This is a genomic window from Desulfitibacter sp. BRH_c19, from assembly GCA_001515945.1.
In the GTDB taxonomy this organism is placed as follows: Bacteria; Bacillota; DSM-16504; order Desulfitibacterales; family Desulfitibacteraceae; genus Desulfitibacter.
Map to the genome: position 1 here is coordinate 41,420 of LOER01000034.1, position 19,084 is coordinate 60,503.

Here is a 19,084-nt window from a genome sequence, read left to right on the forward strand (position 1 = left end):
GTATATTAGCTTCAGCCGCCTCCGTCTAAAATCTGTACTCTTGTGACAACTGTCGGCAAATTCTTCCAACTACACCCACCAATGGTATTATCGTTTAAATCGTTAGATAAACAACTTCCCCACTGACAATCTATTGGTTCAGTACCTATAATTTCTTTTTCAATAGTCCAACCACCCATACCGCCATCCATGGGTACTGCATTATATCCCAATTGGTTGAGCATTCTTGCTACTTGATTGGATCTACTACCATAATAATCAACCAATACAATTTCCTTTTTCATGGGCAGCTTTTCTAGGTTATTACCATCAACTACCTCTTCAAATGGAATACTGATTGCTTCTGGAATATGCCCCAGCATATAATGCTCTCTTGCACGAAGATCTACAACCAAAAAGTTATCTTCCCTATTGTCAATACTGTTTCGTAAATTGATAGGGTCCATTGTACCTGTCAATTCTTCTTGAAAGATTTTTTCATTTATTTTCACCAACACTTCATTAAATTCCAATTCAGATTCATACATGACCTCTGGAATTTGATTATTTGAAGATGCACTTGTTTCATCACTTGAAATAGGATTATCTGTGATTGCACACTCATGGGGGTCTGCTTTATTCCATGCATTCATTCCATTTTCCATAATCATGACTTGATACCCCATCATTTTCCACTGAACAGCCGCTTGAGCCGACTTTGTACCATCATCACATATTAATATTAATCTTTTATCCATTGGAAGCTTGTCAATTTGATCTTGTTGCCAGGAAGTCTCGTAGGGAATACTTACTGCTCCTAGAATACTTCCTCTCATAAAATCAATAGTTGATCTTAAATCCACAACATAATAGGATGGATCTGGCTGCAGATTGATTTTTTCATAAACTTCCGCAGAGCTTATAACTGGAATCCCACCCGTTTTCAACAATTCATCAGCAACCGCAACAAGTTCATCAAACCTATCAACCTGCTGTATCTCCGTGCTGTGAGTATTGCTATCAACCTCAGCTAGCAACATATTTCCACAGGCTGCAGTTGTAATAGATGCTGCTATGAGAATAATTATTAAGGCAACACGTTTTGAAACCATCTTTACCTCTCCTTTGTTTCAGTTTTACTAAGTATATTTCAAATTTTCCTGATCGTTTTCATTTAGTCCTGCACCAAAGAAAAAAATTAATTAATATTTTTTAATCCTCGCTCTTGACGATTTCCTTATAAACTAAGTTTTTTTGCTCCTATGTGAATGTATTTTTCCAGATACACCTCCTTGCCTATTTTATTTTAACATTCAAGGCCATCATTACTTACATAATCAATATTCTGTTTCTACTAAGCAGATATTCTCATCATTTTCTTGTTTATAAGCATGCATTTATATTGATAATATAGTCTATTAGTTCTGCAAGTGTTACTTAATTCCTCCTTTACTAAGTGTATTTTTCAAATTTATTTTCTACATAAAATTTTCTTATGGCTACTTGTTTTAGTTATAATAAAATTCAATGTTAAATGGATTAATCTCTATTTACTACCTTACTAAGTTATTATTAAATTTAAATATTTTTATATTAAACAGTTAAAGATTAAAAATTGCATCATACAAACATTCAGGTAAAGATAATATTTTCGTATATACTAATTATTTGTTTTTTATTTTTTTGAGATAGCCATATGTGTACAAAGTGATATAATGGTTATGAGTAATAGAGTGAATATAGGAGGAGAAATATGATTTCAGGGGAAAATCTTATTAAAATACGGCAGGATAATAAAATGTCTCAAGAGGAATTTGCAGAAAAACTTCAGATTCCAATCAATTATTTAATTGACTTGGAAAACGGAAAAAGGAAAGTACCAAACAGGATAGGAGATCGTATTGCAAAAGTCTTTAACATTTCTAATGAACAACTTGATATAGATCATTCTAATGAGACCACCCTCTATATCGGAGATAAAATAAGGGCTTTACGGGAAAGCAAGGGATTAAGTCTCGCCCAACTTGGAACACTTACTGGTTTGTCTATTACCTATTTAAGTGAACTTGAAAGAGGGGAAACAACCCCATCCCTGACCGCATTAAGGCAAATAGCTACGGTCTTTAATGTTCCAATAAGCTTATTTATTGGCAACAAACGTAAAAACACTTTGGTAATAGAGAAGCTTAAAAGGGCAAGGCAAAACAGGAATATTAGCCAAAAAGAATTGGCTGATAAGGCAGACCTTTCCCCTGGACTAATTGGACAGTTGGAAACCGGAAAAGTACATCCATCTTTGAAAACTTTAGAAAAAATTTGCGATGCCTTGGGAGTGTCAGTCTGCTCATTAATCCTAGAACAGGATGAAATTGAGGATATTATAGGTGCTCTAAGCCCTGAATTAAGAGATTTACTTTTTCAACCGCAAGTACAGACAATTCTCGGATCCACATGTACAATGACTCCTGATAAACTTAAAATGGTATTAAACTATATAGACATGTTAAACAACCCAAAGTTTAAATAGTAGAGGCTATAACAAAACTTGCTTTATCGGGTTACAAAAAACACCTCAGTTCACACATAGTGGATTGAGGTGTTTATAGTTTAAATAGATTATATCATTAATTTGTTTAAAAAACTGGGTTTTTCAACGACCTGAAATGGCGTATATTTTATATACGCCATTGATGACAAACATAGAAAGCAAATTTATTATGGATGACTCATAATGGGCTAAATTTAACGTCTCAATAATAAGGTTTTTTTCTGTTTATAATCTTCTTCGCTGATTTCTCCTCTAACAAATCGTTCGTTAAGGATTTCCAATGCACTGTCAAATTCTCTTTCGTTTCTTATATTGTTATTGCCTGTTAGATTAATAACCGCATATACAATAACTACAATTAAAAGCAGAGGAATTAGCATCATTCCAAACCAACCTCCTGTCATACCGTATCCCCATCCCATCATATTAAACCCACCCTTCTTTATTTTTCATCATGTGAAATTATAATTTTCAACAGTATTTCTTATCTTCTCGATGGACATTTTTTCGCTGTTATATAATAATGAAACAACTAAAACCGTTGCCTAGATTATCTTATTTCTTCGTATATTCTCACCACTTTCCTTTGTATTATATTTTGCTCTTAACATTAACTTATAATGAATGAATTCTTCGTCGGTTTAAGTTTTTCTATATAATACAATTATAAAGCATACTTATTAAGATATTATCAAGATAAAAGATTATTTTTAAAAATTACTGTTTTAAGTGAGATGACACCCTATTAATGGACACATAAAAAGTCCTTAATAGGGCTCAGTTCATAAATAATCCTTTAGAACTTTTAATATACAAAAATCGCTTTTTCAATTTAAGATAAGTAGCAAAAGAACAGTCCCCATGCTTCCCTCAGCACAAAAACAGGAGAACCAATTCTTGTCTATCGTGCACATTCTCCGCCTTTTCCTGTTAATATTTCTAAGCCGTGGTCTAATACTGGTAGCACAACATCCAGGCATTCAGATACTGCTTTTGGACTGCCAGGCAAGTTTATTATTAGGGTTTGTTTTCTAATACCTGCAGCTGCTCTTGACAGCATGGCCTTAGGAGTTATTTTATAGCTCTCTGCTCTCATTGCCTCAGGTATTCCAGGAACTAGCCTGTCACAAAGAGATATAGTTACTTCAGGCGTGATATCTCTTGGACTAAAGCCAGTCCCTCCAGTAGTAAAAATTAGGTCTACCTTAAGTTCATCTGTCATTTCCTTAATTGATTTTTCTAATTCTTCTTTCTCATCAGGAACAACTCTGTAATCAACCACATCCGCAAGGGGTTTTAATTTATCTTTAATCACTTTTCCACTTATATCTTCTCTTTCACCCCTTGAACCCTTGTCACTTGCTGTAATTATGCCAAGTTTGTATCCTGGCACCACTACTATTTCATCTTCCACATTTACCTGCCCACCTCTTAAGACTTCACCAAAAATTCCTTCTTTAGGCATTACACAATCCCCTGCTTGATAGTATATTGCACACCTTGTATGACATTCTTTTCCTATTTGGGTAACTCTAAGCAATGCCTCTTTGCCTATTTTAAAACGCGTACCAATAGGTAGATTTACAAGATCTATTCCTTGGGTTGTAAAATTCTCAGCAAAATCTCCCGGACCAACATCAAGGCCCATCTTCTGCATTTTTTCTATGCTTTCCATGGCCAGAAGGCTCACTTGCCTATGCCAATCCCCTGCATGTGCATCACTTTCTAATCCCCTATTCAGAATAAGATTTCCCCGACCTACGTTCTTTTTACGTTCTCCTTTATTCTTCGAAACACAGACTGCTAGCACCTTTGCCATTTACTTCACCTCTACCTTTCTATATGTTCCGCTTTTACCTCCAGTTTTCTCAAGCAAACATATATCGCTTATTATCATAGCCTTATCAACTGCCTTACACATATCATATATTGTCAAGGCCGCTGCTGATACAGCTGTAAGTGCTTCCATCTCAACACCTGTCTGACCCATTACCTTTACTGTAGTTATAATTCTAATAGAATTAGTTTTCTTTTCCATCTCAAATTCTACATTACATTTTGTAAGCATAAGAGGATGACACATTGGAATAAGTTCTGAGGTTCTCTTTGCGGCCATAATGCCGGCAACTCTTGCCACCCCTAAAACATCCCCTTTGCCCATTTTTCCAGCCTCAATCAGTTCCAGAGTTTCCTGTGTCATGGATATCCGACCTTCAGCGATTGCAACCCTAGCAGTTGTTTTCTTTTCTGATACATCTACCATAATAGCATTTCCAGTGCTGTCAAAATGGGTTAATCCCTCCATCTTAACCTCCAATCTGGGACATAAGCCTGTTATGGCCTTCTTCCCACAACTTCATATTATGACCTTCAGGCTTTGCTTTAATTGCCTGCAAGAATACTTCTTTTACCGCATCTTTGGAACTGCCGCTCCTTAAAACACTTATCATATCTACTTCATAATCACTAGCCAAGCAGGGTTTAATTTTACCATCAGCAGTAACTCTTAATCTATTACATTTACTACAAAAATGATTACTTACTGCACCAATAAAACCAATGGTCCCTTTACCTCCTGGTAATACATATTGTTCTGCAGGTCCGTTAGTTGTCACCTTTGAGGAAGGAAGCAACCCATAGGTTTCCACAAGCCAGTTCTTTACAGGTTCGAGGGGTAGATAACCATCCTGCTTCTTTTGGCCTTCTCCAATAGGCATTAATTCAATAAATCTAATATGAAGAGATTTATTTTCTGCCATCAGAACAAATTTGTGTATCTCTTCGTTATTGAAACCATCTACTAAAACACAGTTTATTTTAACTGGATTTAGGCCTGCCTCTAACGAACTCTCAATGCCGGCCATAACCTGCTTCAGATCTCCACCCCTTGTAATATACTTGTACTTTTCAGCATCTAGGGTATCAAGAGAAATATTAATCCTATCTAAACCAGCATTCTTTAAAGCTGATGCACGTGACTTTAGCCTAGTTCCATTTGTAGTCAAGCTAAGCTCTTCAATCCCTGGAATACCTTTTATCATTGAAATTAGTTCTATAAGACCTTTTCTAACTAACGGTTCCCCGCCTGTTAATCTAATTTTTCTGATACCTATTGATACTGCTACCTCAGCAATAGAATGTAGCTCTTCTAAGGTTAGTATTTCCTCATGCTTTTTTAAACTAACTCCTTCTTCAGGCATGCAGTAAAGGCAACGCAAGTTACACCTATCAGTAATACTTAATCGTAGATAATCTATATTTCTTGCAAATTGATCTCGCATAGTCTCCCCTCCTTTATTAGAAAATTGGACCAAACAATTTGTCCTGTTTGCTTTGTTCCGTATCCACCAAAGTTTTCCACTTCTTTTCTAAAATCTTCGCTACAAACAATATGCAATAATTTTTGTATTCTCTCATCAGCTATAAATGCTTTTGGAATACAAATATCATATCTTTCTTCGGTTATCGGTATGAAGTCTAAGTCTAGAGCTTCTGCAGCTGCCATTATTCCCATTCCCACATTAGCTGTATTTGCTACAATAGCTGCGGCAACTGCAAGGTGGTTATACTCTTCCTTTTTATAACCAGAAATTTGACTCCCCTTAATTCCTTCCTTTTCAAGTAAATAGTCTAGTAATATTCTGGTTCCTGCACCCTTTTGGCGATTTATAAACTTTATTTCAGGATCTATTAAAGTTTCTATACCTTTAATTCCCAATGGATTTCCCTTAGCTACCATCAAACCCTGCTGACGATAAACCAGGTTTAATAACAAAAGCTCTTCATTTGGTAAATACTTTTGCAAGTAAGATACATTATATTCTCCAGTTTCTGTGTCTAACAAATGCATTCCAGCTGCATGTGCTTCTTTACGTTTTAAAGCAGTAATACCACCTAAACTTCCAACATGGCTTGATGCCAGAGAAAATCCTGGATATATTCTGTGAAACAGGTCATTGATTACATCTAATGTTAAGTCATGACTTCCACACATCAAAATCGATTTTTCTATCTCCCGTAACGTTCTAAACAGTTCCGCTTCAACAGGTAGATCTACCTCAATTCCTTCAGACAAACGTGGTACCTTGATAATACCATCTGCTCTAACAAGAGACATCATCACACCTGCCCCTCTCTCAAGGGGAGTTGCTACTAGGTTTTCTCCAACCCTTCCTATTTTCACTCTAACCATTTCCTCCATACCAAGGGTTGAATAGAGTGGTTTAGCTACTTTAACACTCACCTTTTCTCTTTCTACCATTTCTACACCTAGCTTTTTATAGATTAATGGTTTCACAAACAATTCAAAGGTAAGGGCGGAAGAAACGGGATAACCTGGAATGCCTATTACAGGCTTGCCAGATACTACTCCTAGTACTACTGGTTTCCCAGGCTTTATTGCAACACCATGGGTATATACCTTTCCCAATTCTTCAATGACCGATGAAGTATAGTCATCTCTTCCGGCAGACGACCCAGCATTGATAATTATTATATGACTGTTTTCTACAGCCTGTAAAACTGTCTCTTTAATCTTCTCATATTCATCAGGAACAATAGGGAAAACTACTGGTTTTCCATGCCACTCTATAGTAAGTCCAGACATAACTCTACTGTTAAATTCTACAATGTCACCTGGCTTAAGTTCAGTTCCTGGTTTCACCAACTCGTCCCCTGTAGGAATAATTGCTACCCTTGGTTTAGCCTTTACATTGACACTATCTATATTTGCAGCTACCATTGCTCCAATATCATATGGTCTAATTTGGTGATTAGATGGCAAAAGCATTTCTTGTTTAACCATATCTTCACCAATTGCTCTAACATGCTGCCATGGAAAAGATGGGGCAATTATCTGCAATCTGTTATCATCTGCAAAATTTACATGTTCAATCATGATCACCGAATCAAATCTATCTGGGATAGGGTCTCCTGTATCTACCACTTGGGCATCCTTTTCCAGGTCTAGAATAATAGGATTTGTTTCGGCTGCGCCAAATGTTTTTGTTGAGAAAACAGCAATCCCATCCATGGCAGATGCTCTATAATGGGGAGTTGAAACCTTAGCATAGATTGGTTCCGATGTAATCCTACCAAGGCTATCATCTACTGAAATTTCTTCATACTCTGAGTTAAAAAATTCTGCTTCTTCTAAAACCCCAACTAGATTTTCAAGGGCCTCAACCCTAGATTTATTCTCTAAATAAATCTTTCTACCCAACTGCCTCACCTACCCTCATATAGATTTACTTCAACCTTTTCCCCTTCTGCTACTCCTTCTTTATCTAATGGTATCACCACAAAGCCTTCACTTTCTACCATGGTAGATATAAGTCCAGATTTTCCTAGGATAGGTACTGCTTTTAGATGCCCATCCTCATCTATCAATTTTACTCTTACATAATCCTGCCTTCCCGGTGAAGATGCCACATTAGAACCCATTACTGCCATACATTTAGGTCCTTTAGATTTGTCAGCTATAAGCGGGCCAACAATTACATCAAAAACGACCATAGCTGAAACAGGATGTCCTGGAAGACCTATAATTAATTTATCTCCCTTTGTAGCAGCTAAAGTTGGTTTGCCTGGTTTTATTGATATCCCATGAAACAATTGCTTGAAACCTTGCAATTCCTCTAAAACCTTAGCTGTTAAGTCCTTTGTGCCTACAGAGCTGCCTCCAGAAAGTACAACTATATCATTTTCATTTAGTGCCTTTTCTACTATTTGCTTAAGCATCTCAAACTGATCAGGTACGATCCCATAAAAATTAGCTTCGGCATTCATATCTTTTACAAGTCCATATATTGTATAGGAATTCACATCTCTAATCTTTCCTGGTTTTAGTTCTTTTACTTGGGGTTCTACCACTTCATTACCTGTGCTCAGGATGCCAACCCTCATTCTCTTAAAGACAGAAACCTCTGTTACACCTATTCCTGCAAGAATGCCTAAATCCTGAGGTCTAATAATACTTAGTTTGCAGCACACTTTTTGATCTGCCTTTACATCTTCTCCTTTAAATATAACATTTTCTCCAGGAGCTACTGGTTTGTGTACACCAATTGTATTATCATCTAACCATTCTGTTTCCTCTAGCATTACAACAGCGTTACTTCCTTCAGGTAATGCTCCCCCTGTGGCAATTTGAAATGCCTCCTCAGAGTTTAGCTGAGCATCAGAAACCTCTCCCATTTTAATATCACCCACCACCTGTAAATAACCCGGCTGCGAAGGTGATGCTCCAAATGTATCAGACGAGTTTACTGCAAACCCGTCCATGGTAGACCTGGTGAAGCCAGGAATTGGTTCCTCTGAGCAAATATCCTCTGCAAGAGACCTACCCAAAGCATTAAATAAGTCCACCCTTTCTACCTCTAAGGCAGGTTTAAAGTTTTCTTTTATAATATTAATTGCTTCGTCCACAGTTAAAACATCAAGCATTAAAAACACCCCAATTGACATTTATGGAGCTTTATTTTGAGCTTATCAGCTGTTTCTCCCACATCCCTATAGGGAACTTTTAAATCTTCAGCGAGCTTTCTTGCCTGTGCACATGTGATTTTTCCATCCTTTGAGATCTTTTTCATTTCTTCAGCTATCTTGTCCCATTTTCCTTCCATTTTATATCCCTCCATTTTTATATAAAACAAAACTTGGCTTGCGCCAGTAGTTCTAGCATTGTGCCTTTTGCAATTCGTAGAAATACCAGTACTATAGTGCGCCAAGTCCTTAGACGCAGGCGGAAACCTTAGTTTTTGTGAATACTATCTACCTTGTTTGAACTTATACTTCTTTCTGATAGTACAAATAAAAGACACCAATCCGGGAAAGGTGCCTTATAGTATACAACAGTCCTCCTTTCCAAACACGGGAGACATTAAGGTTTCCCTCAATACCTACAGGTCATAAGCCATAGCTTTATGCCTTAGACTTAATTGACTCGGAGAAAATCTATTCTTTTGTCACATCCTTATACATTAATTCATACATTAGATAAGGAGAGTGATTACATTGAACTTTGGTCTTGCTCTTAGTGGTGGAGGAATTCGTGGAGCTGTGCACATAGGTATCCTCCAAGGACTTATGGAAAACAATTTAAATCCAGATATTATAGCCGGTAGTAGTGCCGGTTCTATAGTTGGACTATTATACTGTTCAGGAATCTCACCAACAAAAATGGTGTCATTGGTTTCACAATATGAAAGTACTCTTGTGCCTAAATATTCTACACAAGCACTTAAACTTCCTGCCGGTTTAATAAAAGGTGATTACATAGAATTAGCTCTAAGAGCCTTGACAAAAGGTAAAGGCTTTGATCAGCTATCCCCAAAATTGGCTATCGTAACCACCAATGTTGAAACAGGTAAAGGAGTAGTCTTTACCAGTAAAGACTTAGCTAAGGCTAGCGCCCACGACTATACTTTTTCTGATAAGGCCAAACCGTGGGAAGCAGTCAGGGCAAGTATTTCAATACCTGCTATCTTCCTTCCCAAAAAAATAGGGAACGATACCCTGGTAGATGGTTCTTTGATAAGCCATGTACCTGTTGATATATTAAAGTACTTAGGCACCAAAAATATAGTTGGAATAAATTTAGGTTTTGGATTATCACCCAATATAAATAGTGCGCCTCAAATGATAATGCAGACCATCAGCATTATGGGTAAAAGACTAAGTGAATCTATACTTACTTCTTACGCTAATATAATAATAGAGCCTAAAACAGGTAAAGTCAACTTCTGGGAGATTAATAAAACCACAGAATTGGTAGAGTTAGGAAAAAAAGCAGTCTATGAGAACCTAACAGCTCTCAAAGAGCTGTTGGTTTAAGATAGGGCCTTACCAAATATTTTGGTAAGGCCCCTTATTCTTTAGATTGGGGACATTCCTCGGCTATATAGAAATACCTATATTGAGGTGTGTCCCCTTTCATAAGTTGGGGACATTCCTGCCTTAGGAAATAGCTTCGACTTCAGCAGGTGTGTCCCCCTTCATTATACTTTTTCTAATTTTACGGCACATACTTTAAATTCAGGTATTTGTGCCTTGGGATCGTATGCCGGGTTTGTTAGTTTATTTATTGCTGCCTCCTTGAAATGAAAGGAACCAAAAACTAAACCAGGCTGTACCCTATCCGTTACTTCTACTGTTGATTCTATGCTACCTCTACGTGACATTAACTTCACCTTGTCACCACTCTGCAAACAGTATTTTTGCGCTTCAGCAGGGTTAACTTCTATTCTTTCCTCTGGTAGTTTCCAATCCAACCCTTTGGAACGCCTTGTCATGGTCCCTGTATGGTAGTGCCACAGTTTTCTACCTGTAGTTAATACAAGAGGATACTCTTCATCAGTCTGCTCAGCAGGTGGCTGATATTCAACAAAAGATAGTTTTCCTTTGCCCCTTGTAAACTTTTCAGTATGCAGGATAGGAGTACCAGGATGATTTGTAGTTGGACATGGCCATTGTAAACCATCTTTTTCTATGGCTAGTCTCTGATAGTTAATTCCTCCATAAGAAGGAGCTACTGTTGCTATTTCATCCATTATCTCAGATGGAGAAGAGTAATTCATAGGATAACCCATTGCCTGAGCAACTAACTGAACTATCTCCCAATCTTCCTTGCTATCTCCAACAGGATCAATAGCTTTATTAACCTTTTGTACTCGTCTTTCAGTATTTGTAAAGGTACCTTCTTTTTCAGCGAAGGAAGTAGCAGGCAATACCACATCAGCATACTTAGCAGTATCTGTCAGGAAAATATCCTGCACTACTAAGAAGTCTACGTTTTCAATGGCTTCAACAACATGTTTAGTGTCAGGATCACTAATTACAGGGTTTTCTCCAATAATATAAAGTGATTTAACTGTTCCCTGTCCAGCAGCTTTTAGGATCTCTCCTAGGGTTAAACCAGCCTTTGAGTCTAACTCAGTACCCCAAGCCTTTTCAAATTTCGCTTTTACTTCTGGATCATCTACTTTCTGATATGCTGGGTATACATTTGGCAAACCACCCATATCGCAAGCACCCTGAACATTGTTTTGGCCACGAAGAGGATTAACACCTGTAGACCTTCTGCCAATTTGACCTGTTAAAAGGGCCAGGTTAGCAATAGCTAACACATTATCTGTACCTGTAATATGCTGAGTAATACCCATTGTATAAAGAATTGTTGATTTTTCGGCAGTAGCATAGTCTCTAGCTACTTGTCTTATTACATCTGCTGGTATACCTGAAATGCTTTCAGCAAACTCAGCTGTGTATTTTTCTATTCCAGCTTTAAGTTCTTCAAAACCTTCTGTTCTTTCTTCTACAAAGGATTTATTGTATAAATCTTCTTTGATAATTACATTGGCCATTGCATTTAATAATGCCAAATCACTACCTGAAGTAAGTGATAGATAGGTGTTTGCCAGCTCAGCCATTTCTGTCCTTCTTGGGTCAGCAACCACCAGGTTAGCTCCATTATCAATAGCCTTTCTAACTTTGAGACTAATAATTGGGTGAGTCTCGGTTGTGTTTGTTCCAATAGCCAAAATGAAGTCTGCATCAGCTATTTCCTCAATTGAGTTTGTCATTGCTCCACTACCAAATGCAGTCGCTAGACCAGCGACAGTAGCGGAGTGTCAGAGACGTGCGCAGTGATCAATATTATTAGTTCCCATCACTACACGTGTAAATTTATTAAAAACATAATTGTCTTCATTGGTAACTCTGGCCGAGGTAAGGGCCGCAAAGCTATTACTACCATGGTCTTTTTTATTCTTTAAAAGTTTATCAGCAGTATACTTTAACGCTTCTTCCCAGCTTGCCTCTCTAAACTCACCATTTTCTTTAATTAGAGGGGTCTTTAATCTATCAGGGTGCTGGATAAAGTTATAACCAAAGCGTCCTTTTACACATAACGCTCTGCCATTTACCGCACCGTCTTCTGTTGAAGTAACTCCTACAATTTTCCCATCTTTAACATTAAGGTCAATTGTACATCCTGTACCGCAGTATGGGCAGGTAGTTCTAACTTTTTCCATTTCCCATTTTCTTCCTTTGCCCATCATATCCTTTTCAGTTAATGCACCAACAGGACAAACTGATACACAGCTACCACAAAATACACAATCAGTCTTCTCAAGATCCTTCCCCAATGTCGGTACTACACTAGTTTGAAAACCTCTATTGGCCCATCCGTAAATGTTTCTTCCAACAACTTCATCGCAGACTCTAACACATTTTCCACAAAGAATACACTTATTGTTATCTCTATAAATAAATGGATTTGAATCATCAAGTTCGTGACAGGTTACTTCTCCCTGATATGGTATTTCTCTAACTCCATACTCATAAGCATAATCCTGCAGATGGCAATCGCCAGTCTTTTCACAGGTCATACAATCTAGTGGATGATTTGCAAGTAGAAGTTCAAGAATAGTTTTTCTTGCTTCAATAACTTCTGGTGTACTGGTATTAACAACCATACCTTCTCTTACTTCAGTAACACAGGATGCAGGTAGATTCCTTGCACCTTCTACAGAAACTACACATATACGACAAGCTCCAGGCTTTGTCAATTCCCTATCATAACATAAGCTGGGAATATTTATTCCTATAAGGCGAGCTGCCTCAAGAACTGTAATTCCTGAAGGTACCTGTACCTGTTTCCCATCAATGGTTAAGGATACATTACCCATTTTAGATACCCTCCTTTTTTTACTCTATTTCTCCCCTATATACTCTAACTGCGAGTCTAAGCTAAATAAATAGCACCTTTTTTACACTTGGTGATACAAACACCACATCTTGTACATTTGTCAGGATCGATGTAATGAGTTTCTTTCTTTTCACCTGTAATTGCATCAACAGGGCAATTTCTTGCACATAGGGTACATCCATTACAAAGCTCTTCATTGATTCCGTAAGTTATAAGTTTTTTACATACTCCTGCAGGACACTTTTTGTCATTGATATGTGCCCAGTATTCATCTTCAAAATATCTTAATGTTGACAGTACTGGATTCGGTGCTGTTTGACCTAATCCACATAATGCTGTGCTTTTAATATTTTTGCCAAGTCTTTTTAATGTTTCAATATCTTCAGGCTTGCCTTGACCTTCGGTAATCTTGATTAATATTTCAAGCATCCTCTTGGTACCTTCCCTACAGGGGGTACATTTCCCACATGATTCCTTTTGAGTAAAGTTCAAGAAGAATCTTGCCAAGTCAACCATACATGTATTTTCATCCATGACAACCAGACCACCTGAGCCCATCATGGCACCCACTTCAACTAGTGAATCATAATCTACGGGTAAATCTAAGAGTTTTGTAGGAATACATCCACCCGAGGGTCCACCAATTTGTACTGCTTTGAATTCTTTGTCGTCCTGGATACCACCTGCTATACCAAAGATGATATCTCTTAACTTAATTCCCATTGGAACTTCAGCCAGGCCAGTTCTATTAACCTTACCTGTGATGGCAAATACCTTTGTACCTTTACTTTTTTCAGTACCTACCTTAGCATATTCACTACCACCAATTCTAAATATCTGTGGCACATTTGCATAAGATTCAACATTGTTGATATTCGTTGGTTTACCCCACAAGCCCTTTACTGCTGGGAATGGAGGCCTTACTCTGGGCATACCCCTTTCCCCTTCAATTGACGCTAATAACGCAGTTTCTTCTCCACACACAAATGCTCCTGCTCCAGCTTTAATATGCAATTCAAAATTGAAATCGGTACCCATAATATTTTTACCTAGGAGATTATATTCCTCGGCTTTTTTAATAGCGTTTGTCAGTCTTTTAATTGCTAGTGGGTATTCCGCTCTAACATAAACATATCCTTCTGAAGCACCTACTGCATAACCACATATAAGCATCCCCTCAATAAGAGCATGAGGATCTCCTTCTAGGACACTTCTATCCATGAATGCTCCTGGGTCACCCTCATCAGCATTACAAACAACATATTTTTTATCGCCTTCTGCTTTAAAGGTGAACTGCCATTTTAAGCCAGTTGGGAAGCCTCCGCCACCTCTGCCACGAAGACCACTAGTTTTTACTTCTTCTATAGCTGTTTCTTGGCTCATTCCTGACAATACACTTTCCAAACCAATGTAACCATCATTTGCTATATACTCATCAATGCTGTCAGGATTCATTTGCCCACAGTTTTTCAAGACTCCTCTTTTTTGTTTGGAGTAAAAGTCTAATGTGTTTATTTCGGGAACGCCTTCAACTACTTTACTTCCAGTTTGAGCTACAGCTTTTTCTTTAACAACCTGACCCTTTTCTAAGTGCTCTTCAACTAGACTAGGGACAAGTTCCTCAGTAATATCGCCATAAATTACCTTTGATCCATCTGGTAATTGTATTTCTACATTTACTTCACAGTAGCAAACACCTAGGCAGCTTGTATAAGTTAAATCCACATCTAAACCTTTTTTCGTAATTTCTTTCTTAAAAACATCATAAACCTTGTTAGCACCAGCAGCAATTCCACAAGTACCCATTCCTACAATCACTTTAGGTTTATTTACAATGCCTTGTTCCTTTTTAAGTTCTATTCTTTTTTCATTCAAACTTATCATCTATTTGCACCTCCTTACTTGTATTGCTTTAAAACTTTTGATACTAAATCAGGAGTTAACCTGGCATGAGTATCATCGTTAATCATTATTACTGGAGCCAAACCACATGCTCCGATACAGGCAACTGACTCTAACGTAAATAGTAAATCCTCTGTTGTTTCACCATCACCAATTTTTAAAGTCTCCTCTACCTTTTCCATTATCTTCGCTCCACCTTTTACGTGACAGGCAGTTCCAAGGCAAACTCTAATGATGTTTTTGCCCCTTGGCTTTAGGTGAAACTGAGCATAAAAAGTAGCTACACCAAATATCTTGCTTGCAGGAATTTTAAGCCCTTTTCCAATTTGTACCATGGCCTCTTCGGGAAGATAGCCATAGATTTCTTGGGCTTCCTGCATTACTGGTATTAAAGCTCCCTTTTTACCGCTGTACTTTTGCAGCACCTCTTCTAATTGTACCATCTTGGGATCTACAACTTTTTCAGTTGAACAGCAGCATTGACACATATTTTTACCTCCTTCCATCACTAAACTAAAATTAAACTCTGGATAAATTACTATAAACAGGATTCTTGACTTCAGGTGGAGTTTTTACTCCATCTGAAGGTTAGAAACCGATATCCAGGGACATAGCACCGCTTATCTCCCACTTATAGAAGATGGGAGTCTTAGCGGTGATAGTCATCGGATAAATTCAATTTTCATATTAATTTTAGAATAATAAATCCATGGTTTCCAGAAAAAAACCTATAAAATATGGTATTCGACAATGGTTTATAAATTCCTTTAGTTAAAATACCACTAAAATACACTAAAGGTTACAAATAACCTACGATATTAAAAGAATAAAGCAATTGCTCCTTAAAGTACATGGAAACCATGGAAAGGACAATGAAATCTTTTTGATAGTGCAAAAAAAATAGGCTCTTAAGGTTTTAAGAGTCTATTCAAAGGGTTATTGTCTTTACACCTGTTTCTGCTTCGATCTCACCATAGAATTTGCCTACTAAGTCTCTACCTAGATGGTCAAAAGCTATGCTGGGCACTACTAAGACATCATAGCTTGTCACTTCATTTTTGGTTCTCTCAAAGGTTGTCAAAAAATCTTGAACTGTTAGTAACCCAGCCGACATAATTGAACCACCAAAAAAAACACTCTCTGTTTGAACTATTTCTATATTTGCATCGATACCTTTTATAAGCTCATTTAGAATTGGAGCTCCTAACTTAGATGCTAAAATCCATGTTCTACCCATTCTATATTTATTGGATACTCTTTTAATATCCTTTTTTAAAGAACTTTCTACATCATAATCCATCACAAGACCAGACATTTCCCCTTGCTCTTTTTTCATTTCTACGTAAACTTCTGAACCATTTCTCTCAATCTTTAATTTAGGGTTTTTCTTCTTTTTTATAAGATTAAAAGCATCAACCCTTGTTAAAAGATTAATACCATCCACTTCTTTTATGATGTCCTCTTTGGAAACACCATAAATATCAGCTGGGGAATTTTTGATAACCCCCACTACTTGTGGATTTAGTGTAGTTAATAGAGGAGGTTCTAATGTTATTGGAATGGTATATATTGATCTAAGCCTTTGAACATTATATTTTAACTCTTGTAAATAACCCTCTTGAAACCTAATCTTCTCTGATGCCAGCTTGGTATAGCCAGGCAAAAAAATACGCATTGTTGAACCAGCATTCTTTTCCGCTAAAGATACTGTTTCCTCCATATCTTCCCATCCAGTTAACCAGTTCATGGCTACCAAGCTTCCATGGTATTTAATAGAATGCTTTCCAAGGTTTTCCAGGACATATTTTGGATTATTAGATTTATCCATACCCATAATAGTTTTTCTAAGATTTGCATTTATACAGTTTATAGAATAATTAATTTCCAATGGTTTAATATCTGCTAAAAACTTGAACCACTCCTGGTCAAGCAAACTACCATTAGTAGTAATTGATAATGAAGTATCTGGATACATCTTTCTTAATTTGCATAATATCTCCTTGAAATCAGGATTACAAAAAGGCTCACCTTCTATAAGCCTGGTGGCAGACTCACCTATAAATATCTTCCTATTGTCATCTAAAAAGGGTAGTATTAACTCTATATCTTCTATTGAAAGATTACCAAATCTATATGTCTGTACACTAGTTGGATTTTGTTTATGAGAACAAAAAATACAGGAAGTATTGCATATCGAGGTTACTGGTAATATATTAAATGATTGTGCATTTTGTAATAGTAATTGTTTTTGATAACCCATTTCCACTTTTTATGTCAACCTTCTTTCCACAATATATACTACGGGATACTCTTTATCCACAGTATTTGTCCACATATCCACAGGCAATCGAACCTATATTCCATATTTTATCATCCACAGTCAAGATAATTGAGCCCCAAAACCTAGGGCAGTTTTCCACATTTATCACAATTGTCATTTGTTAATGTAGTATAGATAGGACTTAATTCCTATTTGTTCGCAGCTTGTGTTTATTTAGAAATTTCCAGGGAGTTAATATCCTTTTAAGTATCCCCTGAATAAATAAGACGGTTATCCATTTATACGGTAAATCACCTGTCATTAATGCCCGTAGCGCTACAATTAGAGGGCCACTATTTTGATGCTTTTCCTTTTCTATGTTAGCAGAGCGTATTAGAAACCTATTAAAAAAACTACTTCGGCTTAATATTGTGTTTAATTTAAACAATCCTATGCCAACGTGGTTATCATTCCTAATCCTCTTTATTGCTTTATAATAATTATCATGCAGGCTATGCCTATCTTTACCAATATATATTAAGGTCTCTGCAACTAATTTTCCGCTAAGAAGCGATGCTAGGTAACCATCCTTTAACACTCTACCCAAACCATTTAAGTCCCCAATTATAGCCCAATTATCACCATAAAAGTTCTCGGCTGCTCCTATGTAGACATTTGCTTTGCATATGCATTTACATCTTAAATGCCCGGAGATTTCAGGTAAATCAAGGTGCTCTTTCACTACAGGATGTTTGAATATAATGTCCAGTTCATTTTTAGTTATTTTCTTACCTAGTGAAGTCAATGTAAGCCAATTTTTACCCTTGGAAACTAATCCTAAAACAGCTCCCGGAATTATCCCATCAACTATATAAAGCTTATCATCCATAATATTAACTTTGGCATTACTAGTATCTATTTCTGTTACACTTGCTGGCATAAGGGGTGGTGGTTGATATCCTGTCAATTGCATAAACTTTTTCAAGACAGGTTGGTTAAGCATTTTCAGTCCACCCGCAATTGCAAGAAAATCTGCCTCCATTTCCTTTTTAATGCTCTCCCCTAGTGAATTTAATTCCTCATAACAAATTTTCCACTTTTTATTAAGTTGTTCTCCGGAAATAATGTCAATTACTTTAGCAGGCTCAATAATGGTCAAAGCCTTCTCTACTTTGTCTGATAAACCCCGAGTTATCATCTGTTTAAAGGCATCATCAAAACCAAGCACATTAAACCTGCTGGTTCTTAACACACCAAGCATGGTATAGTCAATATCAATATTAATAGTTCCAGCCCTGTTTATATATGCAAGGTCCTTAATCCTAGTTAGCACCACATCTTTTGGAATTCTCAGTTTATACACATCATTAAAAGTCCTGAGGGCAAGGTTGGTTATTAAGCCCCCACAGTAATTACAGCTAATGGTGTTAATGATGGTTATTCTAATATCTAGATCTTCTTTTTCCATGAGCATTAACAGACGTCTCGCTAATGCGCTTCCAGCTATGCCCCCGCCAACGATTACTACATGATCACCACTACGTAATGGTTTAACAGGTTCTCCCTGAACAGATACTTCATCTTTTGGAGGAAACATTTTAAACCTATCATCAATAAATTTACTAAATGATTGCATATTATCACCAGACTTTCTTATTAAGTAAAAAAGCCCACTCCCATGAACTAT

16 protein-coding genes are annotated in these 19,084 nt (G+C 37.0%); 2 read left to right on the forward strand and 14 right to left on the reverse strand.

The genetic code is table 11. From position 1 onward, the window contains the following. Positions 1 to 11 precede the first annotated feature (11 nt). Positions 12 to 1,091: a hypothetical protein gene (locus tag APF76_05955; protein ID KUO50007.1), complete on the reverse strand. Its 1,080-nt coding sequence runs from the start codon at positions 1,089 to 1,091 to the stop codon at positions 12 to 14. Positions 1,092 to 1,732: 641 nt separating this feature from the next. Here APF76_05955 and APF76_05960 point away from each other — a divergent pair. After that, positions 1,733 to 2,506, forward strand: a complete 774-nt coding sequence (locus tag APF76_05960; protein ID KUO50008.1) for a hypothetical protein — start codon at positions 1,733 to 1,735, stop codon at positions 2,504 to 2,506. A 215-nt stretch (positions 2,507 to 2,721) separates the two neighbouring features. On the opposite strand, the gene APF76_05965 is transcribed toward APF76_05960, so the two are convergent. The 7 genes from APF76_05965 to APF76_05995 all read right to left on the reverse strand — a co-directional run bounded on the left by APF76_05965 (position 2,722) and on the right by APF76_05995 (position 9,150). After that, the gene (locus tag APF76_05965) at positions 2,722 to 2,952 is read right to left on the reverse strand and encodes a hypothetical protein (GenBank protein ID KUO50009.1); all 231 of its coding nucleotides are present in this window, start codon (positions 2,950 to 2,952) and stop codon (positions 2,722 to 2,724) included. Between the two features lie 476 nt (positions 2,953 to 3,428). Then, entirely contained in the window at positions 3,429 to 4,346 is a 918-nt protein-coding gene (locus APF76_05970; protein KUO50010.1) for a molybdenum cofactor biosynthesis protein, read from the reverse strand. Continuing rightward, positions 4,347 to 4,832, reverse strand: coding sequence for a cyclic pyranopterin monophosphate synthase accessory protein (gene moaC / locus APF76_05975; protein KUO50011.1), 486 nt, complete (start codon positions 4,830 to 4,832; stop codon positions 4,347 to 4,349). A 1-nt stretch (position 4,833) separates the two neighbouring features. Further along, entirely contained in the window at positions 4,834 to 5,808 is a 975-nt protein-coding gene (locus APF76_05980) for a cyclic pyranopterin phosphate synthase MoaA (protein KUO50012.1), read from the reverse strand. Further along, the gene (locus APF76_05985; protein KUO50152.1) at positions 5,781 to 7,748 is read right to left on the reverse strand and encodes a LysR family transcriptional regulator; all 1,968 of its coding nucleotides are present in this window, start codon (positions 7,746 to 7,748) and stop codon (positions 5,781 to 5,783) included. Before APF76_05985 ends, APF76_05980 begins: the two co-directional genes overlap by 28 nt. A gap of 5 nt (positions 7,749 to 7,753) precedes the next feature. Continuing rightward, on the reverse strand, positions 7,754 to 8,992 hold the full coding sequence (locus tag APF76_05990; GenBank protein ID KUO50013.1) for a hypothetical protein: 1,239 nt from the start codon (positions 8,990 to 8,992) through the stop codon (positions 7,754 to 7,756). Further along, positions 8,971 to 9,150 carry a hypothetical protein gene (locus APF76_05995; protein KUO50014.1) on the reverse strand — a complete coding sequence of 60 codons (180 nt, stop codon included), beginning with the start codon at positions 9,148 to 9,150 and terminating at the stop codon, positions 8,971 to 8,973. Before APF76_05995 ends, APF76_05990 begins: the two co-directional genes overlap by 22 nt. 391 nt (positions 9,151 to 9,541) lie before the next feature. Between APF76_05995 and APF76_06000 the strand changes: the two genes are divergently transcribed. Beyond that, positions 9,542 to 10,360, forward strand: coding sequence for a hypothetical protein (locus APF76_06000; GenBank protein ID KUO50015.1), 819 nt, complete (start codon positions 9,542 to 9,544; stop codon positions 10,358 to 10,360). 164 nt (positions 10,361 to 10,524) lie between these two features. Here APF76_06000 and APF76_06005 read toward each other — a convergent pair whose 3' ends face one another. The 6 genes from APF76_06005 to APF76_06030 form a co-directional block, all read right to left on the reverse strand. After that, the gene (locus APF76_06005; GenBank protein ID KUO50016.1) at positions 10,525 to 12,108 is read right to left on the reverse strand and encodes a formate dehydrogenase; all 1,584 of its coding nucleotides are present in this window, start codon (positions 12,106 to 12,108) and stop codon (positions 10,525 to 10,527) included. A gap of 48 nt (positions 12,109 to 12,156) precedes the next feature. Beyond that, positions 12,157 to 13,215, reverse strand: coding sequence for an NADH dehydrogenase (locus APF76_06010; GenBank protein ID KUO50017.1), 1,059 nt, complete (start codon positions 13,213 to 13,215; stop codon positions 12,157 to 12,159). A 56-nt stretch (positions 13,216 to 13,271) separates the two neighbouring features. After that, positions 13,272 to 15,119, reverse strand: a complete 1,848-nt coding sequence (locus tag APF76_06015; protein ID KUO50018.1) for an NADH dehydrogenase — start codon at positions 15,117 to 15,119, stop codon at positions 13,272 to 13,274. 14 nt (positions 15,120 to 15,133) lie between these two features. Continuing rightward, positions 15,134 to 15,625, reverse strand: a complete 492-nt coding sequence (locus tag APF76_06020) for an NADH dehydrogenase (protein ID KUO50019.1) — start codon at positions 15,623 to 15,625, stop codon at positions 15,134 to 15,136. 440 nt (positions 15,626 to 16,065) lie between these two features. Continuing rightward, entirely contained in the window at positions 16,066 to 17,403 is a 1,338-nt protein-coding gene (locus APF76_06025) for a hypothetical protein (GenBank protein ID KUO50020.1), read from the reverse strand. A 196-nt stretch (positions 17,404 to 17,599) separates the two neighbouring features. After that, complete coding sequence (locus tag APF76_06030) at positions 17,600 to 19,033, reverse strand: hypothetical protein (GenBank protein KUO50021.1); 1,434 nt, start codon at positions 19,031 to 19,033, stop codon at positions 17,600 to 17,602. Between the last annotated feature and the right edge of the window lie 51 nt (positions 19,034 to 19,084).

Coding starts and splice junctions, on each gene's coding strand:
- APF76_06015 (KUO50018.1), bottom strand. CDS start 15,119: ATGATAAGTTTGAATGAAAAAAGAATAGAACTTAAAAAGGAACAAGGC.
- APF76_06030 (KUO50021.1), bottom strand. CDS start 19,033: ATGCAATCATTTAGTAAATTTATTGATGATAGGTTTAAAATGTTTCCT.
- APF76_05995 (KUO50014.1), bottom strand. CDS start 9,150: ATGGAAGGAAAATGGGACAAGATAGCTGAAGAAATGAAAAAGATCTCA.
- APF76_05970 (KUO50010.1), bottom strand. CDS start 4,346: ATGGCAAAGGTGCTAGCAGTCTGTGTTTCGAAGAATAAAGGAGAACGT.
- APF76_05955 (KUO50007.1), bottom strand. CDS start 1,091: ATGGTTTCAAAACGTGTTGCCTTAATAATTATTCTCATAGCAGCATCT.
- APF76_05990 (KUO50013.1), bottom strand. CDS start 8,992: ATGTCAATTGGGGTGTTTTTAATGCTTGATGTTTTAACTGTGGACGAA.
- APF76_06005 (KUO50016.1), bottom strand. CDS start 12,108: ATGACAAACTCAATTGAGGAAATAGCTGATGCAGACTTCATTTTGGCT.
- moaC (KUO50011.1), bottom strand. CDS start 4,832: ATGGAGGGATTAACCCATTTTGACAGCACTGGAAATGCTATTATGGTA.
- APF76_06020 (KUO50019.1), bottom strand. CDS start 15,625: ATGTGTCAATGCTGCTGTTCAACTGAAAAAGTTGTAGATCCCAAGATG.
- APF76_05960 (KUO50008.1), top strand. CDS start 1,733: ATGATTTCAGGGGAAAATCTTATTAAAATACGGCAGGATAATAAAATG.
- APF76_05965 (KUO50009.1), bottom strand. CDS start 2,952: ATGATGGGATGGGGATACGGTATGACAGGAGGTTGGTTTGGAATGATG.
- APF76_06010 (KUO50017.1), bottom strand. CDS start 13,215: ATGGGTAATGTATCCTTAACCATTGATGGGAAACAGGTACAGGTACCT.
- APF76_05980 (KUO50012.1), bottom strand. CDS start 5,808: ATGCGAGATCAATTTGCAAGAAATATAGATTATCTACGATTAAGTATT.